Raw genomic sequence first — 22,204 nt, forward strand, 5'->3', positions numbered from 1 at the left:
TCCCCGTAAGATGGCGCTCGTGACCGACGCTAAACCACTCCGCACCGCCGTCATCGGCTTCGGCCTCTCCGGCCGGGTCTTCCATACGCCGTTCCTTGAAGCGAGCGGTAACTACTCGCTGGACTTCATTGTCACCGGCAACCCCGAGCGCGCCGCCCTTGCCCAGGCAACCTACCCGGGTGCGGAAGTCCTCGCCGGCACGCCGGAGCTGTTCGACCGCGCCGCCGACCTGGACCTGGTGGTCATCGGTACCCCGCCGGCCAGCCACTTCGCGCTCGCAGGCACGGCGCTGGAACTCGGGCTGAACGTGGTGGTGGACAAACCGTTCGTCCCCACCTCCACCGAAGGCGAGGCGCTGATCGAGAAGGCGCGGCAGGCCGGCATCGTACTTTCGGTCTTCCAGAACCGGCGCTGGGACTCGGATTTCCTCACCCTCAAAAAGCTGATCGACGACGGCGGACTCGGCCAGGTGCATCTCTTTGAGTCGCGTTTTGAGCGGTGGAAGCCGGCGGGCCTGCGGGCTTGGAAGGCGACGGCCGCGATCGCCGAGGGCGGCGGCATCCTCTCCGATCTCGGCTCGCACCTGATCGACCAGGCGCTGCAACTCTTCGGTCCCGTGGCCACGGTCTACGGCGAGACGGCCCGGCATACCGGCACGAGTGCCTCGGAAGCGGACGAGGACGCGTTTGTTTCACTGCTGCACGAATCCGGGGTGCGCTCGCGGCTGTCCATGAATCTGATCTCCGGGCTGCCTGCGCCACGCTTCCACGTGCTCGGGTCCAAGGCCGCCTTCACGAAGTGGGGGATGGACGGGCAGGAGGCAGCGCTCGACGGCGGTATGTTGCCTTCCGCGGCAGGGTACGGCGAGGAGCCGGAAGAGACCTGGGGTACCACCGGCGTGCCCGGCGACGTGCGGCCGGTCAAGGCGGTGCGCGGGGCGTATCCGGAGTTCTACCGGCAGCTGGCGGCCAGCATCACCGCCGGCGCGCCGGTGCCGGTGGACCCGGCGGAGTCACTCGCCGTCGTCAGGATTATTGAGGAGGTCCACCGGCAGAACCAGTCGCGCTAGGGGCAGTCAGGCCAGCCGCTCCTTCGGGGACCGGGTCTTGGCCGGGTCACGCTCGGCGAGGCCGCCAATAACGTCGTCGATCTTGCCCATCACTGCTTCGTCCAGACGCACGCCGGCAGCGGCGACATTGGAGACGACCTGCTCCGGCCGGGACGCTCCGATGATTGCCGAGGCGACGTTAGGATTCTGCAGGACCCAGGCGATGGCCAGCTGGGCCATGGTCAGTCCGGCTTCCTCCGCCAGCGGCGCCAGTTGCTGGACGCCTTCGAGTACGTCATCGGACATCCAGCGCTCGATCATCTGCGCTCCGCCCTTCTCATCCGTTGCGCGGCTGCCGGCGGGCGGTTCGGCGCCGGGCTTGTACTTGCCGCTGAGTACTCCCTGGGCCATCGGTGACCAGACGATCTGCGAGATGCCCAGCTCCTCGGAGGCGGGAATGACTTCGCCCTCGATGACCCGCCACAGCATGGAGTACTGCGGCTGGTTGGAGATCAGCTGGATGCCCAGGTCCTTCGCGAGCGCGTGCCCGGCGCGCAGCTGCTCGGCGTTCCACTCGCTGACACCGATATACAGAGTCTTGCCCGCGCGGACCACGTCGGCGAAGGCCTGCATGGTCTCCTCGAGCGGGGTTTCGACATCGTACCGGTGGGCCTGGTAGAGGTCCACGTAGTCCGTCTGCAGCCGACGCAGCGAGCCGTCGATCGACTCCATGATGTGCTTGCGCGACAGTCCGGTGTCATTGTGGCCCTTGGGCCCGGTGGGGAAGTAGACCTTGGTGAAGATCTCCAGCGACTGCCGCCGCTCGCCCTTCAATGCGCCGCCGAGGACTTCCTCCGCGGCGGTGTTGGCATAGACGTCCGCGGTGTCGAAGGTGGTGATGCCGGCGTCCAACGCCGCGCGAACGCATCGGGTGGCCGTGTCGTTTTCCACCTGCGAGCCGTGGGTAAGCCAGTTACCGTAGGTGATCTCGGATATTTTCAGGCCGCTGTTGCCCAGGTATCTGAATTCCATGCTGCCCAGACTAGTGCCAAAGTATGCCGCCGGACCGTACGTCAGGCGTTATCGCCGGGTTTGTGAGGGAAGAGGACGCGCGCCACTCTCCGCGCTGCGTCCTGTGGATCGTCGGGCAGATCCGCAGGCAGGTTTCCGCTGAGCCACAGGGATGCGAATCCGTGCACCAGCGACCAGGCCGCCAGTGCAGCGTCCCGAGGCGTGGTGCTGCCGTCCTGCGCGTACGGCGCGGCACCCTCGTAAAGCATCAGCGATGCCCTGGCCTGGGCCTCGAGCAGTTCCGGATCGTCCGTATGGTAGAGCTCAGGCCGGAACATTACCTCGAAGTGCGCGCGGTGCTCGACGGCGAACCCCACGTAGGCGACGCCAACAGCCAGATATCCGTCGGGCTGGTCCGCAGCCTTATGCAGGACGTCGCCGAGCAGGCCGAACCCTTGCACGGCGACGGCGGTCAAGAGGCCGGCTTTGTCGCCGAAATGGTGTGCCGGGGCGGCATGGGAGACGCCGGCGCGCCGGGCCAGATCGCGGAGGCTGACCGCGGCCGGGCTGGACTCGCGGATCACCTCCAGCGCGGCATCGATGATGGCACGGCGCAAATCTCCATGGTGGTAGCTCGAGGTTTCCATCCTCTTAGATTAGCTGCTATCTAGCCATTGACAAGTTCGATCATCCGAGTAATCTAGTCAGTGTCAAGATAGATACGATGTCCGATGGAAGGACTTCCCATGGCACCCCTCATCACCCTGTTGGCAGTCACACTGCTGCTGCGGCTGGCCGGGACTCTCGGCGTCAAGCCCCTCCGATCCTGGCGGGTGAGCCTGCGCGGTGGCTTGGCCGCCATGCTGGTCCTGACCGGAACGGCCCACTTCAACGGAATGCGCGCGGACCTCATCGAGATGGTGCCTCCGGTGCTTCCTTACCCCGGGTTTCTGGTTACGCTGACCGGCATGCTGGAGCTGGCTGCGGCCCTTGGACTACTGCACCGAAGGACTGCTCCCTGGGCGGGAGCGGGGTTGACGCTGCTGCTGGTGGTCATGTTCCCGGCCAACGTCTATGCGGCTGTTGCCGGAATCGACTTCGGCGGGGAACCTGCCACCGCGCTGCTGCCGCGAACGCTGATGCAATTGGTGTTCATTGCCGCTGCTGCCGCCGTGGCCCTGCCCGCTTTCAAGGCACTGCGCAACCGGCGGAAGGTCGCTTCACCTATCCGCCGGGACGGTGTTCCTGTCCGCGTTTTAGACAGCGGGCAATAGCGGCTTCCGTGTTGCGGACTCTCCGGCGGGACTTCCTGGATGGAGGTTCCGCCGTCGGCCGTTGCCGGGGCTGACCGGGAGCCATAGTCTTTCCATAAGCCTCGCCGCGCATACTTCCACCCAGATCCTCTTCGGTGAATGCCGGCGGGGAAACAGGCGTGTCGGCAGGACGCCGTCGGGCAGCCGGGCGGCGTCGGGAGGCGGAGACGGGATGGACTGGGCAGGCTGGGCGGTGTTCGGACTGCTCGCAACGGGTGCACTCACCATGGTCATGATCGCCGCGCAGATGGCCGGCCTGACCCGGCTCGACCTGCCTTTGGTGCTGGGGACTCTGATCACCCCGGATCCGGACCACGCGCGGGTTGCAGGCTTCTTTATCCATCTCGCCGCCGGCCAGATCTTCGCGTTGGGCTACGCGGCCACGTTCGCGCTGCTGGGCCAGGCGACCTGGTGGCTCGGGGGACTGCTGGGCCTGCTGCACGTAGCAGTCGCCCTGACAATAGTGCTTCCGCTGCTGCCCGGCGTCCACCCGCGGATGGCCTCGCACCGGGCAGGACCGTCTAGCCGGGCGGCCCTGGAACCGCCGGGCCTGTTGGCTCTCAACTACGGCATCCAGACCCCGGCCGTGGCGGTGGCCGCGCACCTGGTCTACGGCGTCATGCTCGGGCTGCTCTTCCAGGTCCGCTGATGGATACGGGAGAGCGGGGCACAGAGAACGCCCGGCAACCGGGCATTGGAGACTACGGGCTGATCGGCGATACCCGGACCGCCGCGCTCGTGTCCGGCGCCGGCGCGATCGACTGGATGTGCGTTCCAAGTTTCGACGGCGAACCCGTCTTCGGGCGTTTGGTGGGCGGGCCCGAAGCAGGAACTTTCCGGCTGGGCCCGGCCACGTCTGTCGCCCCCACCCAGCGCCGCTACCGCCCGGAGACGGCGACGCTGGAAACAACCTGGGCGATGGGCGAGGGCACGCTGATCCTCACCGATGCCATGGTGGCCGAAGTGCGCGGCCGGTTGCTGCCCGCCACGCTGCTGGTGCGGCGGCTGACAGCTGTGGGCCAGCCGGTGCAAGCCGTGGTGGAGTTTGATCCACGCCTCGGTGAAGGGCATGTTCGGCCGCGGGTCCGTTCCGGCCCGAGCCTGGTCTGCGAATGGGGCCAGCTGGCCCTGAGTCTGGGCAGCGGTCCGGAACTATCGATCGAACCCGGCACCCCGGAGTCGTTCTTAGTAACCCCGGGCCATCCGGTCACTCTGGTGCTGGCCGTGGCGTACGGGGAACCGCTGGTGCACGTGGAACCGGATGCGGCAGCGGAGTTGCTGGCGGCGGACGAGGAGCTGTGGCGGGCGTGGGCGGCGGAGATCGACGGCGGAACCCCGTACCGGGATGCGGTGGTGCGCAGTCTGCTGACGCTGCGGCTGCTGACCTATTCGCCCTCCGGGGCTCCCGTGGCCGCGCCGACAACCTCCCTGCCCGAGTTTCCGGGCGGGATCCGCAACTGGGACTACCGCTACGCCTGGCCCCGGGACGCCAGCATCGGGGTTGGTGCGTTCCTGGGCGTCGGGAAGGCCGGCGAAGCCCGCAGTTTCCTGCGCTGGCTGCTGCATGCCAGCCGACTGGAGCGGCCCCGGCTGCCCGCGATGCTCACGCTGACCGGCAGGCATGTCCCGCCGGAACGCACCCTGGCAGGATGGCCGGGCTACGCCGCAAGCACGCCGGTCCGCGTAGGCAACGGCGCCGCGACTCAGCATCAGCTCGACGGTTACGGCTGGGTCCTTGATGGGGCCTGGGTGCTGGTGGAAGCAGGGCACAAGCTCTACTCCGAGACCTGGCGGGCAATGCGCGGATTCGCTGATCTGGTGGCGCGCCGGTGGCAGGAACCCGATGCGGGCATCTGGGAGATCCGCGACGACGCCGCGCACCACGTGCACTCCAAGATGATGGGCTGGCTCGCCCTCGACCGCGCGCTGAATATCGGGCGGACGCACCGCGTCTCGCAGCGGCAGCAGCAACGGTGGCACGCAGCGCGGGAAGCGCTTGCCGCCGAGATCAGGCTCAGGGGTTTCGACCCGGAGGGGAACACCTATACCCGCAGCTACGGATCCACCGACCTCGACGCGGCCGTGCTGATCCTGCCGCTGCTGGGCATCGAGGAGCCGGGCTCGGAGCGGACCCGCGGCACCGTGGACGCCATCCGCCGCAAGCTGTCCGCCGGCGGACCCCTGCTTTACCGCTACCCGCCCGGACGCGACGGCCTGCCCGGGACGGAGGGTGCCTTCCTGCCCTGCTCCTTCTGGCTGGTCCAGGCGCTCGCCGAAACGGGCCGCCGCGCCGAAGCTGCGCAACTGTTCGAAGAAATGCTCGGGCTGGCGAATGACGTGGGCCTCTTCGCCGAGGAGATGGATCCGCAGACCCACGCCCAGCTGGGGAACTTCCCGCAGGCCCTGACCCATGCCGCGCTGGTCCAGGCCGCCCTGGCCTTGCGCGAGTCCGTCGGTTAACCGTTCATAGGTTTTTCCCAACGCCCAATCAGGAAGCTGGTTGCGGGGCACGCACTGATATCGCGCCTTGGACGAGGAAACTGTGCACGAGGGGGAACTCATGACATCCGATCCTGAAATCAAGCTGAGGCCGCCAAACGGCCGAAAACAACGACGGCGGGCGGTGGGGATGGCAGCGGCAGGCGCCGTCCTGCTCTCGGGCCTGTCCGTTCTGCCGCCGGCGTCGGCGGCCTCTCTTCCCGCGGGCGGTGCAGGGCTTTCGCAGTCCGCGCTCGCGGGCATGCTGCCGGCAGCCTTGCCGAAAGGCCCGGCCGGGGTAGGGCCGGTTAATCCTGACAATGGCTATCCGTACTGGTACGGCGACGGCGGCGATCCGGAGCGCGGACTCGCTCCCATCCGGCTGGAACTGTGCGTGGACGCCGCGGACTGCCCGGTCATCGGTACCGACTACGACCCGACACAGCCGCTGACCGTCCCGGGGAACTTCCCGGAAGAATCCTTCTGGTGGTCGGGTGAAGCGTCCCTGACCATGCCCGATGGGGCCGAGGCCCGGCTGATCATGGCCCAGGAAGCGGCCTTCAGTGGAGCCGGTGACGTCGCGGACGGCCAGCAGAACGGCTTCGCCCGGCTGCGCATCCGGCTCGAAGACGGCGAACCCGGCCAGCAGTACACTTTCACGCACCCGTACGGTGTGGACGTCCTGACAGCCGATGACCGCGGCCGGATCCGCTTCACCGAAGACATCGGCTGCCTGCAGCAACCGTGTTCCTGGGATGAGCCCTCGGAAGGCCGCATCGGCCCGTTCCTGCGTTGGGACCCGGAGGTGGGGCTGCCTGCCCCGGAGGGATTCATCGGCGACCCGAACGTGGAACACGAGGTGGTGGGCAGCCCCCACGATACGAACTTCTTCCGGGTTTCAGGGCCGTCCGGCGGCACAGCAGAGACCAACCTCTTCGCCGTCCAGGGCAAGATCGCGACGATCGAAGCGGGCGTGGACAAGCCAGGCGGCCTTTACAACTCCGCCCAGACCGTGAAGATCCATTCGTCCTTCCCCGAAGGGAAGATCATCTACACCACGGATGGTTCGGATCCCGCCGTCAACGCGGACGGGACGGTCAACGGTACCGAGTATGTGCCGGAAGCCGGAGCCGCTGTCTCGGAAGTAGCCGTAGAATTGGCTACCCCCGGGACCAACACACTGAAGTACATCTCGATCGATCCGGCGACTAATGAGACCACGGAGATCTACACCGAGGTGTACGAGCTGGACGCCACCCGGCCGTGGCTGGACGCAACACCCGATGCCGCAGCCGGCCCGCTGGCCGGGCCGCAGATGGTGACGTTGAGCGGAAACACCAACAATCCCGCTGTAGCCCCGGAAATCTACTACACCACGGACGGCTCCACGCCGTCGTTCTCTGCGGACGGGGAGCCGCTCGGCAACACCTGGGAATACACGGAACCGATGCAGATCGGGAATTCCACCAATATCCGCGCCGTTGCCGTGGACCCCGCTACGGGGACCGCGGGCGAAATCCGGTCCTTCCCGTTCAAGATCCACAACCTGCAGGAAGTTGGCCCGACGAGCGAAGAGCATGGCTTCCCTGAATGGCTGCGGGACAACGGCTGGGAAGGCCAGGAACCGGTCCAGCTGGACCTGTGCCTGGAAGACCCGCTGTGCCCGGTCGTCGAAGAGCGGCCTGATCCGGCGTCACCGGCCTCCTTCCCGGACAACTTCCCGGGCGAGGCCTTCTGGTTCGCTTCGGAGTCCGTGCTCGATGTCGGGGGCGAAGAGGTCCAGCTGACGCTGGCATCGGAAGCAGCCTTCGGAGCCGACATGGTGCGGGACGGGGACCAGGTGGCCTTCGGCCGGATCCGGGTCCGCGGTGACGGCGTCTTCGAGCCCGGCGCCACCTACAAGTTCACGCATCCGTACGGTGTACTGGAACTCGTGGCGGACGTCGATGGCAACATCAACTACACCGAGGACCTCGGCGCGCTGAACGGCACGGGCGACTTCTCCCATCTGCTGGAGGCCAAGATCGGGCCGTTCCTGCGGTGGGACGAGGGTGCTCCGGCAGGCTACCTCGGCGACGGCAACACGCCGCACGCCGTCGTCGGCAGCCCGTACGATACGAACTTCTTCAAGGTCGAGCAGGTGACCGAGGCCGACGGCGGCGAGCTGTCGACCCCGGAGGTACTGGGCGAGACCGACGAGTTCGTGGTCCAGGGCAAGATGACTGATGCAACTCCGCCGGAGGCGCCGACGGCAACCGCCGCGACGGCCGGAGGACTGTTCGCCGCCGACCAACTGGTAACGCTGTCGGCGACCCCGGACACCGCGGAGATCTTCTTCACCACCGACGGCACGGATCCGACCGAGGACAGCACCTTGTACACGGAGCCGATCGCCATCACGAATGAGGGAGTGACCACGCTGAAGTTCATTGCTTTCAACTTCGGCATTCCGTCCGAGGTCGTGACGGAAACCTTCACGCTGGACAAGACGGCACCGGCACTCACCGGCACCCCGGAGGGTGAGATGGCTGCGGGTACCGCAGTTACCTTGGCTGCGGATGGGAATGCGGCCATCTTCTACACCCTCGATGGAACTGAGCCGAGCAAGGCCAGCACCCTCTATGCGGCACCGGTGCAGCTCTCCGCAGGCCAGACGCTGCGGGCCGTAGCGATCGATGATGCAGGCAACACCAGCGCGATCGGAACCTGGACCACTGCCGCGACCGAGGAACCGCCGATTGAGGAGCCGGGTGAGGAGCCAGTCGACGAGACACCGGGTGAGGAGCCTGTCGACGAGACGCCGGGTGAGGAGCCGGGCGAGGAGACTCCCGCTCAGGAGTCGTCGAGCAACGATTTCACCTCTGACGGCAAGGCCGATCTGATCACCACGGACCGCTCCGGCAAGCTCTGGCTCTACGTGGGCAAGAACAACGGCGGCTACGAAGCGCGGAAGCAGGTCGGATGGGGTTGGAACAGCATGACCAGCCTGATCAGTACCGGCGATACCGATGGTGATGGCAAGGCTGACATGGTGGCCCGCGACAAGGCCGGCAAGCTCTGGCACTACGCCGGCAAGGGAACCGGCTGGTTCGAACCGAAGAAGCAGATCGGATGGGGCTGGAACATCATGACCAGCATCGTCGGACCGGGCGACTTCAACGGCGACAACGAGAACGACTTGATTGCCCGCGACAAGGCAGGCGATCTGTGGCTCTACGCCGGCCACGGTAACGGCTGGTATGCCTCGAAGCAGAAGATCGGCTGGGGCTGGAATAGCATGACCAAGATCGTCGGGCCGGGTGACTTCAGCGGCGACGACAAGGCTGACCTGGTGACCCGGGACCGCCGAGGAGACCTGTACCTCTACATTGGCGATGGGAAGGGCAGCTACGAGCCGAAGAAGAAGATCGGCTGGGGTGGTTGGAACAACATGACCATGATCGTCGGACCCGGTGACTTCAACGGTGACGGCAAGGCTGATCTGGTGACCCGGGACCGCGCAGGGGACTTGTTCCTCTACGCAGGCGAGGGTCAGGGCAGCATGGCACCGAGGAAGAAGATCGGCTGGGGCTGGAACATGATGAACAACATCCTCTGATCCGGATCTGACCAAACAAAAGAACAGCGAGGCCTCCTGCCACCAACGGCAGGGGGCCTCGCTGTGCGCGGGGAACCAGAAGGCTCCGCGCCCATAAAGCGCCGCCCGGCGGTTCGGGTTATGGTCCCACCGGCCCATAGCGGTGTTCGGGGCGTCCGGTGCTGCCATAGCGAAGATGGATTTCGACGGCGCCGTCGTCGGCCAGCGCGGAAAGGTAGCGTTGGGCGGTAGCGCGCGAGATGCCTACCTGCCGGGCCACGTCCGTGGCGGATTTCTGCGTTCCGGGCTCCAGTGCTTCCAGCACCGACGTCTCCGTGGCCGAGCGGGCCCGGCCCGACCCCGGGGCCTCGCCGGGATGGAGGGCATGCAGGGCGCGTTCCACCGTGTCTTGGTCCACGGCGCTTTGGTTGGCGAGCAGCCGGCGGTAGCGGGCATAGGCGCGCAGCTTCCGGGTCAGCTGGTCGGCGGTGAAGGGCTTGATCAGGTAGCCGAGCGCGCCGCGGCGCAGCGCCTTGCGAACCGAGGCGGCATCGGCAGCGGCCGTCAGCATGATGACGTCAACGTCCAGGGTCCGCAGCAGGTCCAGGCCGAGGGCATCGGGCAGGTACACATCCAGCAGGATGAGGTCCGGTTCCCGGGCGTGCACCACGCGCAGCGCCTGCTCCGCGGTGCCGGCCGGCGGCAGTGCGGTGAAGCCGGGGACCGCCTCGACGTAGCTGGCGTGCAGGCGGCCAACGTGGAAGTCGTCGTCGACAATGAGCACCTGCAGGTCATTCGTCATGCATCTCTCCTGGTTCCTTCGGGGCAACTGTTCCGGGCAGTCTGGCGCAGAAGACCGCGCCGGGGCCGCCGGGCTGGCCGGGTTCGGCCACCCAGACGTCGCCGCCGCGGCGACGGGCCAACTGCCTGCTCAGCGGCAGGCCGAAGCCCTGGCCGTGCACATCCTGCAGGCTGTCTCCGGCGGTTTCGGCGGTGGAGAAGCCCTCGGTGAAGATGCGCTCGAAGGCTGCGCCGCCGCCGTCGTTCTTTGACGCGGTTTCCTGCGCCGGCTCCGCCAGGCCGTCGCCCGAGTCCGCGACCACCAGGTGCAGCACGCCGCCGTCCTCGGTGAGCTCATCCAGCAGTTCGACCTCTGCCCAGCGCTCGGGGTTGCTGCCGTGCACCGCCGCCCGCACCGCGTTGTCGATCAGGTTGCCGATCACCGTGGTGACGTCCTGCGGGTCGGTGATGCGGCCGCGGATCAGGGTTTCGGGTCCGATCCGCAGCGTGACGCCGCGTTCGGCAGCTTCCACGCTCTTGGCGCCGATGAACGCCTGCAGGTACGGGTCGCGCAGCAGCTCGGACTGCTCGGCCGGGTAGTTCAGCGGACCGGTTTTCATGATCGAGCCCATGTAGTTCTGCGCCGCGGCATAGTCGCCGATGCCCAGCAGGCCCGAGACCGTGTGCAGCCGGTTGGCGAATTCGTGCCGCTGCGCACGCAGGGCCGTGGTGAGCGCGCCGACGGCGTCGAGCTGGCGGGTGAGGGACTGCAGCTCGGTCCGGTCGCGCAGCATGATCACCCAACCGAGCTCCGGCGCGGCGGACCCCTGGGCTGCGCCCCCTTCTGCGGCGGCCCACGGGCGGTAGCCGCGGCGGCCCGGTTTGCGGCTGGGCTGCACGGCGCGGGCGGTCAGGATCAGCACCCGGGACCCGACCACCTGTTCCACCGTGGGGGACTGCGGCATCGCTGCCGCCAACAGCGTGGAGAACGACGGCGGAAGGCTGGCTTCATCCAGCGGCAAGCCAACGATTTCGGTACCGATATCCAACCCGAGAAGCCGCTTGGCCTCGCGGTTGAACACCGTGATGCGGCGGTCCGCGGAGACGCCGATAACGCCTTCGTCCACGCCGCGCAGCACCGCCTCCTGGTCCTGGGTCAGGGCCGCGATCTCCTCAGGCTCCAGGCCGAGGGTCAGCCGCTTCAGCCGCCGCCCCAGGACCAGCGAAGCCAGCGTACCCAGGCCCAGTGCCCCGGCGGCGGTGAGGGCGATGGGCAGGATGCTGCCGCCGAGGCCTTCGAGAATGTCCTTGCTGGAGAAGCCCACGCTGACCTCCCCGACCACCCCGTCGGATCCAGGCGCGTAGACCGGCACCTTGGCCCGGGCGGAATGGCCCAGCGTGCCCTGCTCCTGCACCGTGACCTCGCGCCCGCTCAGCGCTTCGCTCGGATCGGTGCTGACCCGCTGTCCCAGCAGATCCGGATCCGGGTGTGAGAGCCGCAGCCCGGCGTCGTCGGTAATCACCACGAACAGCGCGCCGGTCCGCAGCCGTACGTCCTCGGCCAGCGGCTGCAGCTCCCCGTCGGCCAGCACCTCGGCGGCGAGTTCTTCCGGGCCGGCATCGGCCAGGGCGGAGACGCCCGAGCGCACATCGCCCGAGGCCGCCACGGTGCGCGCGACGGCCAGCGCCTGGTCTTCGGCTTCGTCGCCGAGCCGCTCATACGTCAGCCAGCCGTAGACCACGGCCGAGAGCAGCACCACCAGCGCCACCACGGCCAGCTGCATCAGCAGCATGCGGGCCGAAAAGCCCGGCCGCAGGGTGCGTGTGGGGGAGGATTCCATCATTCCTCCTGTGGATCCGGCGGATGTAGCGCCCGCGGATCCGGCAGATCGGCAGGCCTGTGAGCTAAATGAGCAAAACGTGCGCAATAAGCAGTATGCACCTCAAGTGGGCTAAACCGCCATCCGTGATCCGGCCCACCCTACAGTTTGTAAGGCCGGTCACACGCACCCCGGCCTGCTGTTTTAAGGAGTTGTTGTGCTGGTATTCCTCGGATTCGCGATGATCGCGGTCTTTATGGCACTGATCATGACCAAGAAGCTGACACCGGTGTTGGCGCTCATCCTGGTCCCCACCATCTTTGGCCTCTTCGCCGGCGCCGGGCTCGGCATCGGCGAGATGGTCCTGGAGTCGATGAAGTCCCTGACTTCCACGGCCGCCCTGCTGATGTTCGCCATCATCTTCTTCGGATTGATGATCGACGTCGGCCTGTTCGATCCGCTGGTGCGCTTCATCCTGCGCACGCTGGGCAATGACCCGGCCAAGGTGGTCCTGGGCACGGCCGTGCTGGCCGCCGTCGTGTCGCTGGACGGCGACGGTTCCACCACCTTCATCCTCACCACCGCGGCGATGCTGCCGATCTACCTGCGACTAGGCCTGAGCCCGGTTGTGCTCACCTGTGTGGCCGGCCTGGCCAACGGCACCATGAACATCGTCCCCTGGGGCGGTCCCACGGCACGCGCCGCCGCCGCCTTGGACGTCTCGCCTACCGATGTTTTTGTCCCCATGATCCCGTCCCTGATCGCCGGCATCCTGGTAGTCATGGTCTTCGCCTGGACGCTCGGCCTGCACGAGCGCAAGCGCCTGGCCGACGCCAAGCCGGAGTTCTGGAACGCCGGCGGCAATGCCAAGGGCAGTGCAAACAACGACGGCGGCGCTCCGGCCGGTTCTGCCGGCGGCGGTTCCGCTTCGGCCGGCACGGGTGCCGGCAACGGACGCGGCGGTTTCGGCGGCAACGGTGGCAGCGCCGTCGTTGGTTCTTCAAGCGGTCAGGGTGGCGGCGGTTCCGTTGCCGTGCTGGACGCGCCGGAACAGGTAGATACTGCGGACGCGTCGCTGACCGGTTCCGCGCTGGATCCTAACCGAGCCACGCTGCGCCCCAAGCTGTTCTGGTTCAACCTGGCCCTGACCACCGCTGTCATGGTGGTGCTCGTGCTGGACATCGTGCCGCTGGCCTTTGTCTTCATGGTTGGCGCCGCGATCGCCCTGCTGGTGAACTTCCCCAAGGTCAAGGACCAGGCGACACAACTGGTGGCCCATGCCCAGAGCGTGCTGGCCGTGGTGTCCATGGTCATGGCCGCCGGCGTGCTGACCGGCGTGCTGAACGGTACCGGCATGGTAGATGCCATGGCTGCCTGGCTGGTCGACATTATCCCCGACTCGATGGGCCCGTTCATGGCCGTGATCACCGGACTGCTCAGCATCCCGATGACCTTCTTCATGAGCAATGACGCGTTCTACTTCGGTGTGCTGCCGGTGCTGAGTGAAACTGCCAGCCACTTCGGCATCACCCCGGCGGAGATGGCCCGCGCTTCCATCACCGGGCAGCCGGTGCACATGCAGAGCCCGCTGGTTCCGGCGATCCTGCTGCTGGTTTCGCTGGCAAGCGTTGAGCTGGGCGACCACCACAAGAAGGTGCTCTGGCGTGCCGCAGTGGTCTCGCTGGTGATGCTCGCCGTGGGCATCCTGCTCGGCGCCATCCCCTGGGGCTAAATCTCAGCTCCTGATGAGCGGCACCCGGCCAAGGGTAGAACGTGGCCGGGTGCCGCCGTCGTTAAGCGTGTTCTATTCGGCGGGCAGATGTTTATACAGCGCGGCGAGCCAGCAGCACGCTGTCCGTCAGCGTGCCGATCTGTCCTTCCGGCCCGGTGATATCGCGGACCACCGAGTCGACCGTTTCCAACGACCAATCCGGGGCGTTGAGCCCGAGTTCCACCGCAAGCTCCGCGGCGGTGGGCAGCGGTTCGTGGGGTTCGGGATGCTTGGACCAAGACGGGAAGGACTCGTGCCCGACCACCAGCAAGGCGCCGCCGGGCGCGACCGCGCGGGCCGCCGCCGCGAGGATGGTGTTACGGGGCAGCTCGACCGGTGAGTGCAGGAACTGGGCCGAAACCAGATCGTACTGGGCCTCCGGCTCCCAACTGGACAGATCCCGCTTCAGCCATTGGATCTTCTCCGCCACGCCGGCGTCCTCGGCATGCTTTGCCGCCCGCTCCAGGGCGAGACCGGAGACGTCGATGCCGGTAACCTGCCAGCCCTGGGCTGCCAGCCAAATGGCATCCGCACCTTCTCCGCAGCCCAATTCCAAGGCGTTGCCCGGCTGCAGGTCCGCCGCCTCGCGGACCAGCATCGCGTTCGGGTTGCCGCTCCAGATCTGGTCCCGTTCGGCGTAGAAGGATTCCCAAAAATCGTCCGGTACTTCCGTTTCGCCATGGTTATGGCCAACATGTTCGCTCATGTCTTCAGACTTTACGCCGGGCCACCGTCAGGGAGAACGCCTCTTGCAACCAGCGAACAGAGACGTTGCCTACACACGCGTCGCTTCGCTCGGAGTCCGGCGGCCGTGCACTGCGAAGTACAGCCCGATGCAGGCGACCATGATGACACCCGTGGCCACGTACATGCCCTGGTATCCGGCGAGAGGAATCAGCAGGCCCAGCAGGACCGGGCCGAAGCCGGTGCCGACGTCGAACATCAGGTAATAGGTGGCGATGGCGGTGCCCAGCCGCCGTGCCGGCACGGAGTTGACCACGATCGCCTGGCTGCACGGGACCAGGGTGCCGAAGCCGAATCCGGTCAGGATCCCGGCCGCGGTAACCGTCGCCGGCGAGGACCCGGCCGCCAGCACTGCCAGCCCGATCGCGAAGATCAGCAGCGACGGATACATGACAATGTTGTCGCCTCTGCGGTCATGGAGCCGCCCCACGGACAGCCGCGAGACCAGCACCGCCGCGGCGAAGACCAGGAAATACAGGCCAGCGGCTGAGGGGTCGCCGCTCGCTGCCGCGTACGAGGTCAGGAAGGACAGCACGCCCGAGTAGGCCAGCCCAGCCACCAGCACGATGCTGGCCACCGGCAGCGCCCGTGGTTCGATGACGGCGGCCAGCACACGGGCCGCTCGGCCCTCCGAGTCCGGTTCTGTATCCATGGAGTCGCCGTCGTCGTCGTTCTCGGGCAGGCGCAGGGCCAGGGCGACGGCGAAGGCGGCCGCCGAGCAGCCGGCGCTGAACCAGAACACGGACTGGAAGTCCGCGCCGTCGGCGAGCAGCACGGCCAGGAACGGACCCAGGGCGGTAGCGATGGTTGTCGAGGAAGCGAAGTAGCCGGTGCCCTCGCTGCGCCGGGCCTGCGGAATCAGCGCCTGCGCTCCGGTGGTCACGGCAGTGTGCGCCAGCCCGAAGGCGGCGCCGTGTACCAGGCGCAGCACGAGCAGCAACTGGAGCGATCCTGCGGGGATGTACAGTACTGACACCGCAACGAACACCAGCAGGGCAAGCAGCAGGATCCGGCGCCGGCCCACCCTGTCCAGCAGCATGCCGGCGAAGAACCGCGACACCATGGCCCCGACGATGAACGCGCTGGAGGCGAAGCCGGCCGCGCTGTCCGCCGCCTGGAACCGTTCCAGCGCATACAGCGCCATCGAGGTCATCAGCAGGTAGAAGACCATGTAGATGAACAGGTTGGTACCGATGGCCAGCACGAAATTCCTGGTCCACAGTTTCTCGCGCAAAGGCCCTCCCGCAGATTCCAGCCGGCTCACCGGCCGGTCTCCGGCCGCACCTTTCGATTATGCCCCTTGAAGAACGACTGCCGGCATGAAGGGGCGTTGCTGTTACCCCGGCTATGTGTAAGTATCTGCGTATGAATGAAGATAAGCAGATGTGCGGGCTTGGTGTGGACAGCCAGTATGTTGAGCTGGCTGTGGAGGTGTTCTCCATGCTGGCGGATGCTACGAGGGTTCGGATCATCCTTGCCCTCCGCGACAAGGAACTGTCCGTCAATGAGCTGGCGGAGACCGTCAGCAAGTCACCGGCAGCCGTTTCCCAGCATCTGGCGAAACTTCGGATGGCCCGGATCGTGGCTGCCCGCCAGGACGGGACCCGAGTGTTCTACCGCCTCGCGAACGAACACGCCCGGCAGCTCGTCGCGGATGCAATTTTCCAGGCCGAGCATGCATTGGGCGATGCGCCCCGCCATCACCGGATCAGGCCGGCGGAGGCGTCATGACTCGCACCGCCCGGGGCCATGCTGCCAGCCATCAACATGGGCAGCCAGACCAAGGCCATCATCATCCGACCGGTATCCGGGACTTCTTTCACGACCTCTTTGTGCCGCACAGCCATGACGCCGCCGATTCCATCGACGACGCACTGGAGTCCAGCGCGCGGGGCATCCGGGCGGTCAAGGTCAGCTTGGCGGGGCTGGGCGTCACAGCCCTGCTGCAACTGGCCGTCGTCGTCATCAGCGGTTCCGTGGCACTGCTGGCCGACACCATCCATAACTTCTCGGATGCGCTGACCGCCATCCCGTTGTGGATCGCGTTCATCCTGGGGCGCCGCAAGGCGACCCGCCGCTATACCTTCGGCTACGGCCGGGCCGAGGATCTTGCGGGACTGTTCATCGTGGCCATGATTGCACTGTCCGCCCTCGGTGCGGGCTGGCAGTCCGTCGACCGGTTATTGAATCCGCAACCGCTGCAGAATCTTGGTTGGGTGCTTGCCGCCGGACTGGTCGGTTTCGCAGGCAATGAACTGGTGGCGATGTACCGGATCAAAGTCGGCCGCAACATCGGGTCGGCTGCCCTTGTAGCGGACGGAATCCATGCCAGAACGGACGGCTTTACCTCGCTGGCCGTGGTCGTGGGCGTGATCGCGGTCTGGCTCGGCTTCCCGCTGGCGGATCCGATCGTTGGGCTCATCATCACGATCGCGATTGTCATCCTGCTCTGGGGCACGGCCCGCGACATCGGCCGCCGGCTGCTCGACGGTATAGATCCTGATCTCGTGGACCGAGCCGAAAGAATTTTGCTGGCGGACGATGCCGTGCAGAAACTGCCCGACCTGCGCCTGCGCTGGAACGGACACCGGCTGAATGTCAGCGCAGCCGTCCAACTGGATGCAGCGATGACGATCGACGGCTACCACCAACTCGAGCGCCGGCTGATAGCCGCACTGCACCAAGGGCTGCCGGGCGTCGATTACATTGCCCTCACTCCCGTGCCGGCCGGACCGGAACGACCCTAGACTGCCGGCCCGCACAATGGACGCCAGCAGATGCCCTCGGAGGATTTCTTAGCCAGGCACGCAAGGCGAAGGTCCGGCAGCGATACCCGGGTGGGTACTGCTACCGGACCTTGGATCCGCGTGTGGAACAGACGTCAGACGTCGGAGGGAACGGAGCCGGCCCGCGACCGCGCCTCTTCCTCTTCGCGCCGTGCGGCAATGGCGTAGATGTTGTCGCGGCAGCGGTACCAGCCCAAGATGAGCGCCGGGATGATGATGACCAGCGAGGCCACCGTCCAGGTTCCTACCGGGGAGTCGAACGCCATCAGCACCAGCACGGCGGCGAGGAACGCCAGTGTCAGGTAGCCGGTGAACGGCGCGCCGGGGAGCCGGAAGGCTGGCCGGGAGAGCAGGCCCTTATTCGCCCAGTGGCCCAGCTTCAGCTGGCACAGGATGATCATGCCCCAGGCGCTGATGATGCCGATGGCGGCAGCGTTGAGGACGATCTCGAAGGCCTTCGCCGGCACGATCGCATTGAGCGCGACACCCAGCAGCGCGACCACGGCGGTGAGGGCGATGCCGCCGTACGGTACGCCGGACTTGTTCATCCGGCCGGCGAACTTGGGAGCCGAGCCGGAGACGGACATGGAGCGCATGATGCGGCCGGTGGAGTAGAGGCCGGCGTTCAGCGAGGAGAGCGCGGCGGTGAGCACCACGAGGTTCATGATGGCGTCGACGCCGGCCACGCCGATGGTGCCGAAGAACGTCACGAACGGGCTTTCGCCGGCCTTGTAGGCGGTGTACGGCAGCAGCAGGGAGAGCAGCACGAGCGAGCCGACATAGAACACCGCGATGCGCAGGATTACGGTGTTGATGGCCCGCGGGATGACCTTTTCGGGGTTCTTGGTCTCGCCGGCGGCAGTGCCGATGAGCTCGATAGAGGCGTAGGCGAAAACCACGCCCTGGATGACCACGATGGCCGGCATCAGGCCGTTGGGGAAGATGCCCCCGTTGCCGGAGATCAGGCTGAAGCCGACCTCATGGCCTTCCAGCGGAGTGCCGAAGATGACGAAGTAGATGCCCACCAGCAGGAAGGCGACCAGGGAGACGACCTTGATCAGCGCGAACCAGAATTCCAGCTCGCCGAAGACCTTGACGGAGACCAGGTTCAGGCCCAGCACCAGCACCAGGGCGCCGAGCGCGAAGACCCACTGCGGCACGTCGCCGATGGGCGCCCAGTATTTGGCGAAGAAGTTCATGTACAGGGCCACGGCCGTGACGTCGACGATGGCCGTCATGACCCAGTTGAGCCAGTACAGCCAGCCGGTGGCGAAGGCGGCCTTTTCGCCGAAGAATTCGCGGGCGTAAGAGACAAAGGAGCCCGACGACGGCCGGTGCATGATCAGTTCGCCCAGGGCACGCAGGATCAGGAAGGCGAAGAAGCCGCAGATGGCGTAGATCAGTACCAGGGCGGGGCCGGCGTCGGCCAGCCGGCCGCCGGCGCCCATGAACAGGCCGGTGCCGATGGCGCCGCCGATGGCGATCATCTGGATCTGCCGGGGTTTGAGGCCCTTGTGGTAACCCTGGTCCTCGGCATGCAGTGCAGTGTCGGAGGCGTGGTCGGTCTGAACGGGTTTGGCGTTCTGGAGTCCCTGGGGTGGGGGAGTCATAGTTGTCCTTCTGGATGGGGGACGGGTTGCTGTTGCGGATACTGCGGGGGAGGGGACTTAGTTGCTGAGGTTGGCGAGCCGCTCGGGCGAGAGCAGCTCGTCGAGTTCGGCGCCGGTGAGCAGCTGGTGCTCGAGGACCAGTTCGGCCACGCCGCGGCCGGTGGCCTGCGCTTCCTGGGCAATGGCCGTGGCGGCGGCATAGCCGAGCCGCGGGTTCAGGGCGGTGACCAGGCCGATGGACTGCTGCACGGTGAGCCGGAGCCGTTCGGTATTGGCCGTGATGCCGCGGATGCAACGCTCGGTCAGGGTCCGGCAGGCGGCCTCGAGGTGGGAAATGCTCTTGTCCAGGCTGTGCACGATGATTGGCTCGAACGCGTTGAGCTGCAGCTGGCCGGATTCGGCGGCCATCGTGATGGTGACGTCGTTGCCGACCACCTCGTACGCCACCTGGCTGACCACCTCGGGAATCACCGGGTTGATCTTGCCGGGCATGATGGAGGAGCCGGACTGCACCGCCGGCAGATTGATCTCGCCGAACCCGGCGCGCGGGCCGGAAGAGAGCAGCCGCAGGTCGTTGCAGATCTTGGAAAGCTTCACGGCAACCCGCTTGAGCACGCCGGAGAGATGGACGAAGGCGCCCACGTCCTGCGTTGCCTCGATCAGGTCCACCGAGGTGACCAGGGGCAGGCCGGTCACTTCTGCCAGGTGGCGGCAGGCCGCTTCGCTGTAGCCGGCCGGGGCGTTCAGCCCGGTGCCGATGGCGGTAGCGCCGAGGTTGATCTCGTGGATCAGCAGCGTGGCTTCGGCGAGGCGTTCCCGGTCTTCGCCGACGGTGACCGCGTAGGTGCCGAATTCCTGGCCCAGGGTCATGGGGACGGCGTCCTGCAGCTGGGTACGCCCCATCTTGACCACAGTGCGGAACTCCGCGGCCTTGTCGGCGAAGGCTTCTTCCATCGTGGCCAGGGCGTCCAGCAGGCTGCGCACGCTGTTGATGGTGGCCACCCGGACCGCGGTGGGGTACACGTCGTTGGTGGACTGGCTCAGGTTCACGTGGTCGTTCGGGTGCAGCTGCGAGTAGTCGCCCTTGGCCTGGCCGAGGATTTCCAGCGAGCGGTTGGCGATGACCTCGTTGGCGTTCATGTTCGAGGAGGTGCCGGCACCGCCCTGCACAACGTCGACGACGAACTGCTCGTGCAGCTTGCCGTCGATGATTTCCTGGCAGGCCTGGGCAATGGCGTTGGCACGGACGCTATCGAGCAGTCCCAGTTCTTCGTTGGTGCGCGCTGCCGCGAGCTTGACGGCCGCAAGGCCCTTGACCAGGTGGGCGTTGCTGGAGAGCGGCTGGCCTGTGATGGGGAAGTTCTCCAGCGCCCGCAGGGTGTGGACGCCCCAGTAGGCGTCCGCGGGAATGTCCCGGTAGCCCAGCAGATCGTGGTCGGTACGGAATGACGAAGCTGTCACTGTTTTCCTTTTTCCTTAGTTCGAGATGCTGAAATCAATGGCGCGGAGCTCTCCCACCGGACGCCCGCCGCCAAGGACGGGCGCGGGGGCAAGAGTTTGCAGCAGGCCGGCGTCGAGATCCAGGGCCGCCAGCGCCTGGAGGGTGACCGGCATGCGGGCGCGGTCGGAGCCATCCGAGATTTTGACGGCGACGGCGCGGCCATCGCGGAGCCCCACCAACTGCAGGCCCTCAAAACCGTCCTTGGCCAGCAAGCCGGGAACCAGCCGCATCAGCGCGGTCACATCCCGGCCGGCACCCGCGACCTGTTCCGGGTGCGCCATCATCGCGTTGGCCACGGCGGCCTCGGCCGTGCCCGGCGCCGCGGAGGCAATCCGGCCAAACGCGCGGGCCATTCCCCGCAGGCTCAGGGCAAAGAGCGGCGTGCCGCAACCGTCCGTGCTGGTCAGCGGGGATTCCTCGCCGGTCAGCTCAAGAACGACGGCGGCAATCGCCATCTGCAGCGGATGTTCCGGATCGAGATACCCGGCTACCGGCCAGCCGTTGATCACGCAGGTAGCCGCCATAGCGGCGTGTTTGCCCGAGCAGTTCTGGGCCAGCTGCGTCGCTTCGCCGCCGGCGCGGAGCCAGCTCTGCCGTTCCGCATCCCCGTAGGGCAGATCAACCGTATTCTCAAGCGCCGCGTCGGTGAGGCCGTGCAGTTGGAGGATGCGCATTGCCCCGTCCTGGTGCTCCCGGGAGCCGGAGTGGCTCGCCGCGGCCAGCGCCAGCAGTTCCGGCGGCAGGTCCAGGCCGGCGCGGACCATGGCCATGGCCTGCAGCGGCTTGAGCGAGGAGCGCGGGTAGAACAGGGCCAGGGGGTCCCCGGCGGAAAGACGGGTGCCGCCGTCGTAGTCCAGGGCGATGACGGAACCGTAGTGGACGCTTTCCACCAGTCCGTCGCGGGTCTGCTCCGCGAGCGGGACATGGTTTGGCCGGGGCACCGAGCAGGGCTGGCCGGGTTCAACCTGGGACATCAAGGGCAGCATGGCGGCTTTCTGTTGGGATGGGGGGTGAAAATAAGCGAGGCGGGAACCGCCTGGGTGAATCAGCTGGCGTTCAGCAGGCGGTCCAGTGCCACACCCACCGCGGCCAGATGCTCGCGCATGGCGGCGCTGGCTTCCTCGGCGGAACCGGCTTCGATGGCATCGAGGATGCGGCGGTGCTCCACATCGGATTTCTGCTGGCGGCCGGCCACCATGTTCAGCGTCTCGGACTGGTGGGCCAGCGCATCGCGGATGTCCGCCACCACCGACTCGAATACGCGGTTGCCGCTGGCGCGGGCGATGGCGGAATGGAAGCTGGCATCGAGGCTGACCCAGGCTTCCGGGTCGTCCTCGGTGCACATCGCCTGGACGACGTCCCGCAGGAACGCGAGCTCCTCGTCGCTCCGGCGTTCGGCGGCCAGCCCTGCGGCCGGAACTTCGATGTGCGGGCGGGCCTCGGTCAGTTCCCGGGCGGAGTACTGGCCGAGGGTGAGGTCCGAGGCCACGCGGTCCGAGATCACGAAGGTGCCCTTGCCGGTCCGCGTCACAGTCAGGCCCAGAGACGCGCAGGACCGCAGCGCCTCGCGGATCACGGAGCGGCTGACGGCGTACTGCTGGGCCAGCGCGGCCTCGGAGCTGAGCTTGGTGCCCACCGGAAGCTTGCCTTCTTCGATGGCGGCGCGGAGGGAGCGCAGTACGGCCTCGGCGGCACCGACTCGGACAATGGGCTGTCCTGCTGTCCAGCTGTCTGACAGGTTCACGCAGAGAAATATGTCACGGGT

Annotated in this window: 18 protein-coding genes; 8 read left to right on the forward strand and 10 right to left on the reverse strand. The window is 66.9% G+C overall.

The window, feature by feature from the left end; all coding sequences use genetic code 11:
- Nucleotides 1–19 precede the first annotated feature (19 nt).
- Nucleotides 20–1,069 (forward strand): Gfo/Idh/MocA family protein, encoded by a 1,050-nt coding sequence (locus AC3A4M_RS16335; protein WP_498736941.1) that lies wholly within the window; start codon nt 20–22, stop codon nt 1,067–1,069.
- A gap of 6 nt (nt 1,070–1,075) precedes the next feature.
- Here AC3A4M_RS16335 and AC3A4M_RS16340 read toward each other — a convergent pair whose 3' ends face one another.
- Together AC3A4M_RS16340 and AC3A4M_RS16345 are read right to left on the reverse strand one after the other, a co-directional pair.
- On the reverse strand, nt 1,076–2,080 hold the full coding sequence (locus tag AC3A4M_RS16340; protein ID WP_498736943.1) for an aldo/keto reductase family protein: 1,005 nt from the start codon (nt 2,078–2,080) through the stop codon (nt 1,076–1,078).
- A gap of 41 nt (nt 2,081–2,121) precedes the next feature.
- The gene (locus tag AC3A4M_RS16345; RefSeq protein WP_498736944.1) at nt 2,122–2,706 is read right to left on the reverse strand and encodes a TetR/AcrR family transcriptional regulator; all 585 of its coding nucleotides are present in this window, start codon (nt 2,704–2,706) and stop codon (nt 2,122–2,124) included.
- A 99-nt stretch (nt 2,707–2,805) separates the two neighbouring features.
- Here AC3A4M_RS16345 and AC3A4M_RS16350 point away from each other — a divergent pair, with 99 nt between their 5' ends.
- From AC3A4M_RS16350 to AC3A4M_RS16365, 4 genes are all read left to right on the forward strand, one after another.
- Complete coding sequence (locus AC3A4M_RS16350; RefSeq protein ID WP_498736945.1) at nt 2,806–3,333, forward strand: DoxX family protein; 528 nt, start codon at nt 2,806–2,808, stop codon at nt 3,331–3,333.
- A 211-nt stretch (nt 3,334–3,544) separates the two neighbouring features.
- On the forward strand, nt 3,545–4,021 hold the full coding sequence (locus AC3A4M_RS16355) for a hypothetical protein (RefSeq protein ID WP_498736947.1): 477 nt from the start codon (nt 3,545–3,547) through the stop codon (nt 4,019–4,021).
- Nucleotides 4,021–5,832 (forward strand): glycoside hydrolase family 15 protein, encoded by a 1,812-nt coding sequence (locus AC3A4M_RS16360; RefSeq protein WP_498736949.1) that lies wholly within the window; start codon nt 4,021–4,023, stop codon nt 5,830–5,832. The genes AC3A4M_RS16355 and AC3A4M_RS16360 overlap by 1 nt, the downstream gene beginning before the upstream one ends.
- Before the next feature lie 100 nt (nt 5,833–5,932).
- Nucleotides 5,933–9,448, forward strand: a complete 3,516-nt coding sequence (locus AC3A4M_RS16365) for a chitobiase/beta-hexosaminidase C-terminal domain-containing protein (protein WP_498736951.1) — start codon at nt 5,933–5,935, stop codon at nt 9,446–9,448.
- A gap of 118 nt (nt 9,449–9,566) precedes the next feature.
- Here the strand turns inward: AC3A4M_RS16365 and AC3A4M_RS16370 are convergent, their stop codons facing one another.
- Nucleotides 9,567–10,229 carry a response regulator gene (locus AC3A4M_RS16370; protein ID WP_498736952.1) on the reverse strand — a complete coding sequence of 221 codons (663 nt, stop codon included), beginning with the start codon at nt 10,227–10,229 and terminating at the stop codon, nt 9,567–9,569.
- Nucleotides 10,219–12,051 carry a sensor histidine kinase gene (locus AC3A4M_RS16375; RefSeq protein WP_498736954.1) on the reverse strand — a complete coding sequence of 611 codons (1,833 nt, stop codon included), beginning with the start codon at nt 12,049–12,051 and terminating at the stop codon, nt 10,219–10,221. Before AC3A4M_RS16375 ends, AC3A4M_RS16370 begins: the two co-directional genes overlap by 11 nt.
- A gap of 193 nt (nt 12,052–12,244) precedes the next feature.
- Here AC3A4M_RS16375 and AC3A4M_RS16380 point away from each other — a divergent pair, with 193 nt between their 5' ends.
- A complete protein-coding gene (locus AC3A4M_RS16380; protein WP_498736956.1) occupies nt 12,245–13,759 on the forward strand; it encodes a CitMHS family transporter in 1,515 nt (504 codons plus the stop codon).
- Between the two features lie 91 nt (nt 13,760–13,850).
- On the opposite strand, the gene AC3A4M_RS16385 is transcribed toward AC3A4M_RS16380, so the two are convergent.
- The gene (locus AC3A4M_RS16385; RefSeq protein WP_498736958.1) at nt 13,851–14,504 is read right to left on the reverse strand and encodes an SAM-dependent methyltransferase; all 654 of its coding nucleotides are present in this window, start codon (nt 14,502–14,504) and stop codon (nt 13,851–13,853) included.
- A 69-nt stretch (nt 14,505–14,573) separates the two neighbouring features.
- Nucleotides 14,574–15,776, reverse strand: coding sequence for an MFS transporter (locus tag AC3A4M_RS16390; protein WP_498736960.1), 1,203 nt, complete (start codon nt 15,774–15,776; stop codon nt 14,574–14,576).
- A 131-nt stretch (nt 15,777–15,907) separates the two neighbouring features.
- Here AC3A4M_RS16390 and AC3A4M_RS16395 point away from each other — a divergent pair, with 131 nt between their 5' ends.
- Nucleotides 15,908–16,273, forward strand: coding sequence for an ArsR/SmtB family transcription factor (locus tag AC3A4M_RS16395; RefSeq protein WP_498736962.1), 366 nt, complete (start codon nt 15,908–15,910; stop codon nt 16,271–16,273).
- The gene (locus tag AC3A4M_RS16400; RefSeq protein ID WP_498736964.1) at nt 16,270–17,289 is read left to right on the forward strand and encodes a cation diffusion facilitator family transporter; all 1,020 of its coding nucleotides are present in this window, start codon (nt 16,270–16,272) and stop codon (nt 17,287–17,289) included. Before AC3A4M_RS16395 ends, AC3A4M_RS16400 begins: the two co-directional genes overlap by 4 nt.
- Before the next feature lie 134 nt (nt 17,290–17,423).
- Here the strand turns inward: AC3A4M_RS16400 and AC3A4M_RS16405 are convergent, their stop codons facing one another.
- The 4 genes from AC3A4M_RS16405 to AC3A4M_RS16420 form a co-directional block, all read right to left on the reverse strand.
- Nucleotides 17,424–18,938, reverse strand: a complete 1,515-nt coding sequence (locus tag AC3A4M_RS16405; RefSeq protein ID WP_498736966.1) for an amino acid permease — start codon at nt 18,936–18,938, stop codon at nt 17,424–17,426.
- A 57-nt stretch (nt 18,939–18,995) separates the two neighbouring features.
- Complete coding sequence (locus AC3A4M_RS16410; protein WP_498736968.1) at nt 18,996–20,399, reverse strand: aspartate ammonia-lyase; 1,404 nt, start codon at nt 20,397–20,399, stop codon at nt 18,996–18,998.
- A 15-nt stretch (nt 20,400–20,414) separates the two neighbouring features.
- Nucleotides 20,415–21,413 (reverse strand): asparaginase, encoded by a 999-nt coding sequence (locus AC3A4M_RS16415; protein ID WP_498736970.1) that lies wholly within the window; start codon nt 21,411–21,413, stop codon nt 20,415–20,417.
- A 71-nt stretch (nt 21,414–21,484) separates the two neighbouring features.
- A complete protein-coding gene (locus tag AC3A4M_RS16420) occupies nt 21,485–22,183 on the reverse strand; it encodes a FadR/GntR family transcriptional regulator (protein WP_498636487.1) in 699 nt (232 codons plus the stop codon).
- Between the last annotated feature and the right edge of the window lie 21 nt (nt 22,184–22,204).

It is taken from the genome of Arthrobacter sp. Soil_C_60, assembly GCF_057656375.1.

Excerpts from the sequence above, each read along its gene's own strand:
- AC3A4M_RS16365 (WP_498736951.1), top strand. The coding sequence starts at position 5,933 with ATGACATCCGATCCTGAAATCAAGCTGAGGCCGCCAAACGGCCGAAAA.
- AC3A4M_RS16385 (WP_498736958.1), bottom strand. The coding sequence starts at position 14,504 with ATGAGCGAACATGTTGGCCATAACCATGGCGAAACGGAAGTACCGGAC.
- AC3A4M_RS16340 (WP_498736943.1), bottom strand. The coding sequence starts at position 2,080 with ATGGAATTCAGATACCTGGGCAACAGCGGCCTGAAAATATCCGAGATC.
- AC3A4M_RS16355 (WP_498736947.1), top strand. The coding sequence starts at position 3,545 with ATGGACTGGGCAGGCTGGGCGGTGTTCGGACTGCTCGCAACGGGTGCA.
- AC3A4M_RS16400 (WP_498736964.1), top strand. The coding sequence starts at position 16,270 with ATGACTCGCACCGCCCGGGGCCATGCTGCCAGCCATCAACATGGGCAG.
- AC3A4M_RS16375 (WP_498736954.1), bottom strand. The coding sequence starts at position 12,051 with ATGATGGAATCCTCCCCCACACGCACCCTGCGGCCGGGCTTTTCGGCC.
- AC3A4M_RS16370 (WP_498736952.1), bottom strand. The coding sequence starts at position 10,229 with ATGACGAATGACCTGCAGGTGCTCATTGTCGACGACGACTTCCACGTT.
- AC3A4M_RS16360 (WP_498736949.1), top strand. The coding sequence starts at position 4,021 with ATGGATACGGGAGAGCGGGGCACAGAGAACGCCCGGCAACCGGGCATT.
- AC3A4M_RS16350 (WP_498736945.1), top strand. The coding sequence starts at position 2,806 with ATGGCACCCCTCATCACCCTGTTGGCAGTCACACTGCTGCTGCGGCTG.
- AC3A4M_RS16395 (WP_498736962.1), top strand. The coding sequence starts at position 15,908 with ATGAATGAAGATAAGCAGATGTGCGGGCTTGGTGTGGACAGCCAGTAT.
- AC3A4M_RS16415 (WP_498736970.1), bottom strand. The coding sequence starts at position 21,413 with ATGTCCCAGGTTGAACCCGGCCAGCCCTGCTCGGTGCCCCGGCCAAAC.
- AC3A4M_RS16345 (WP_498736944.1), bottom strand. The coding sequence starts at position 2,706 with ATGGAAACCTCGAGCTACCACCATGGAGATTTGCGCCGTGCCATCATC.
- AC3A4M_RS16405 (WP_498736966.1), bottom strand. The coding sequence starts at position 18,938 with ATGACTCCCCCACCCCAGGGACTCCAGAACGCCAAACCCGTTCAGACC.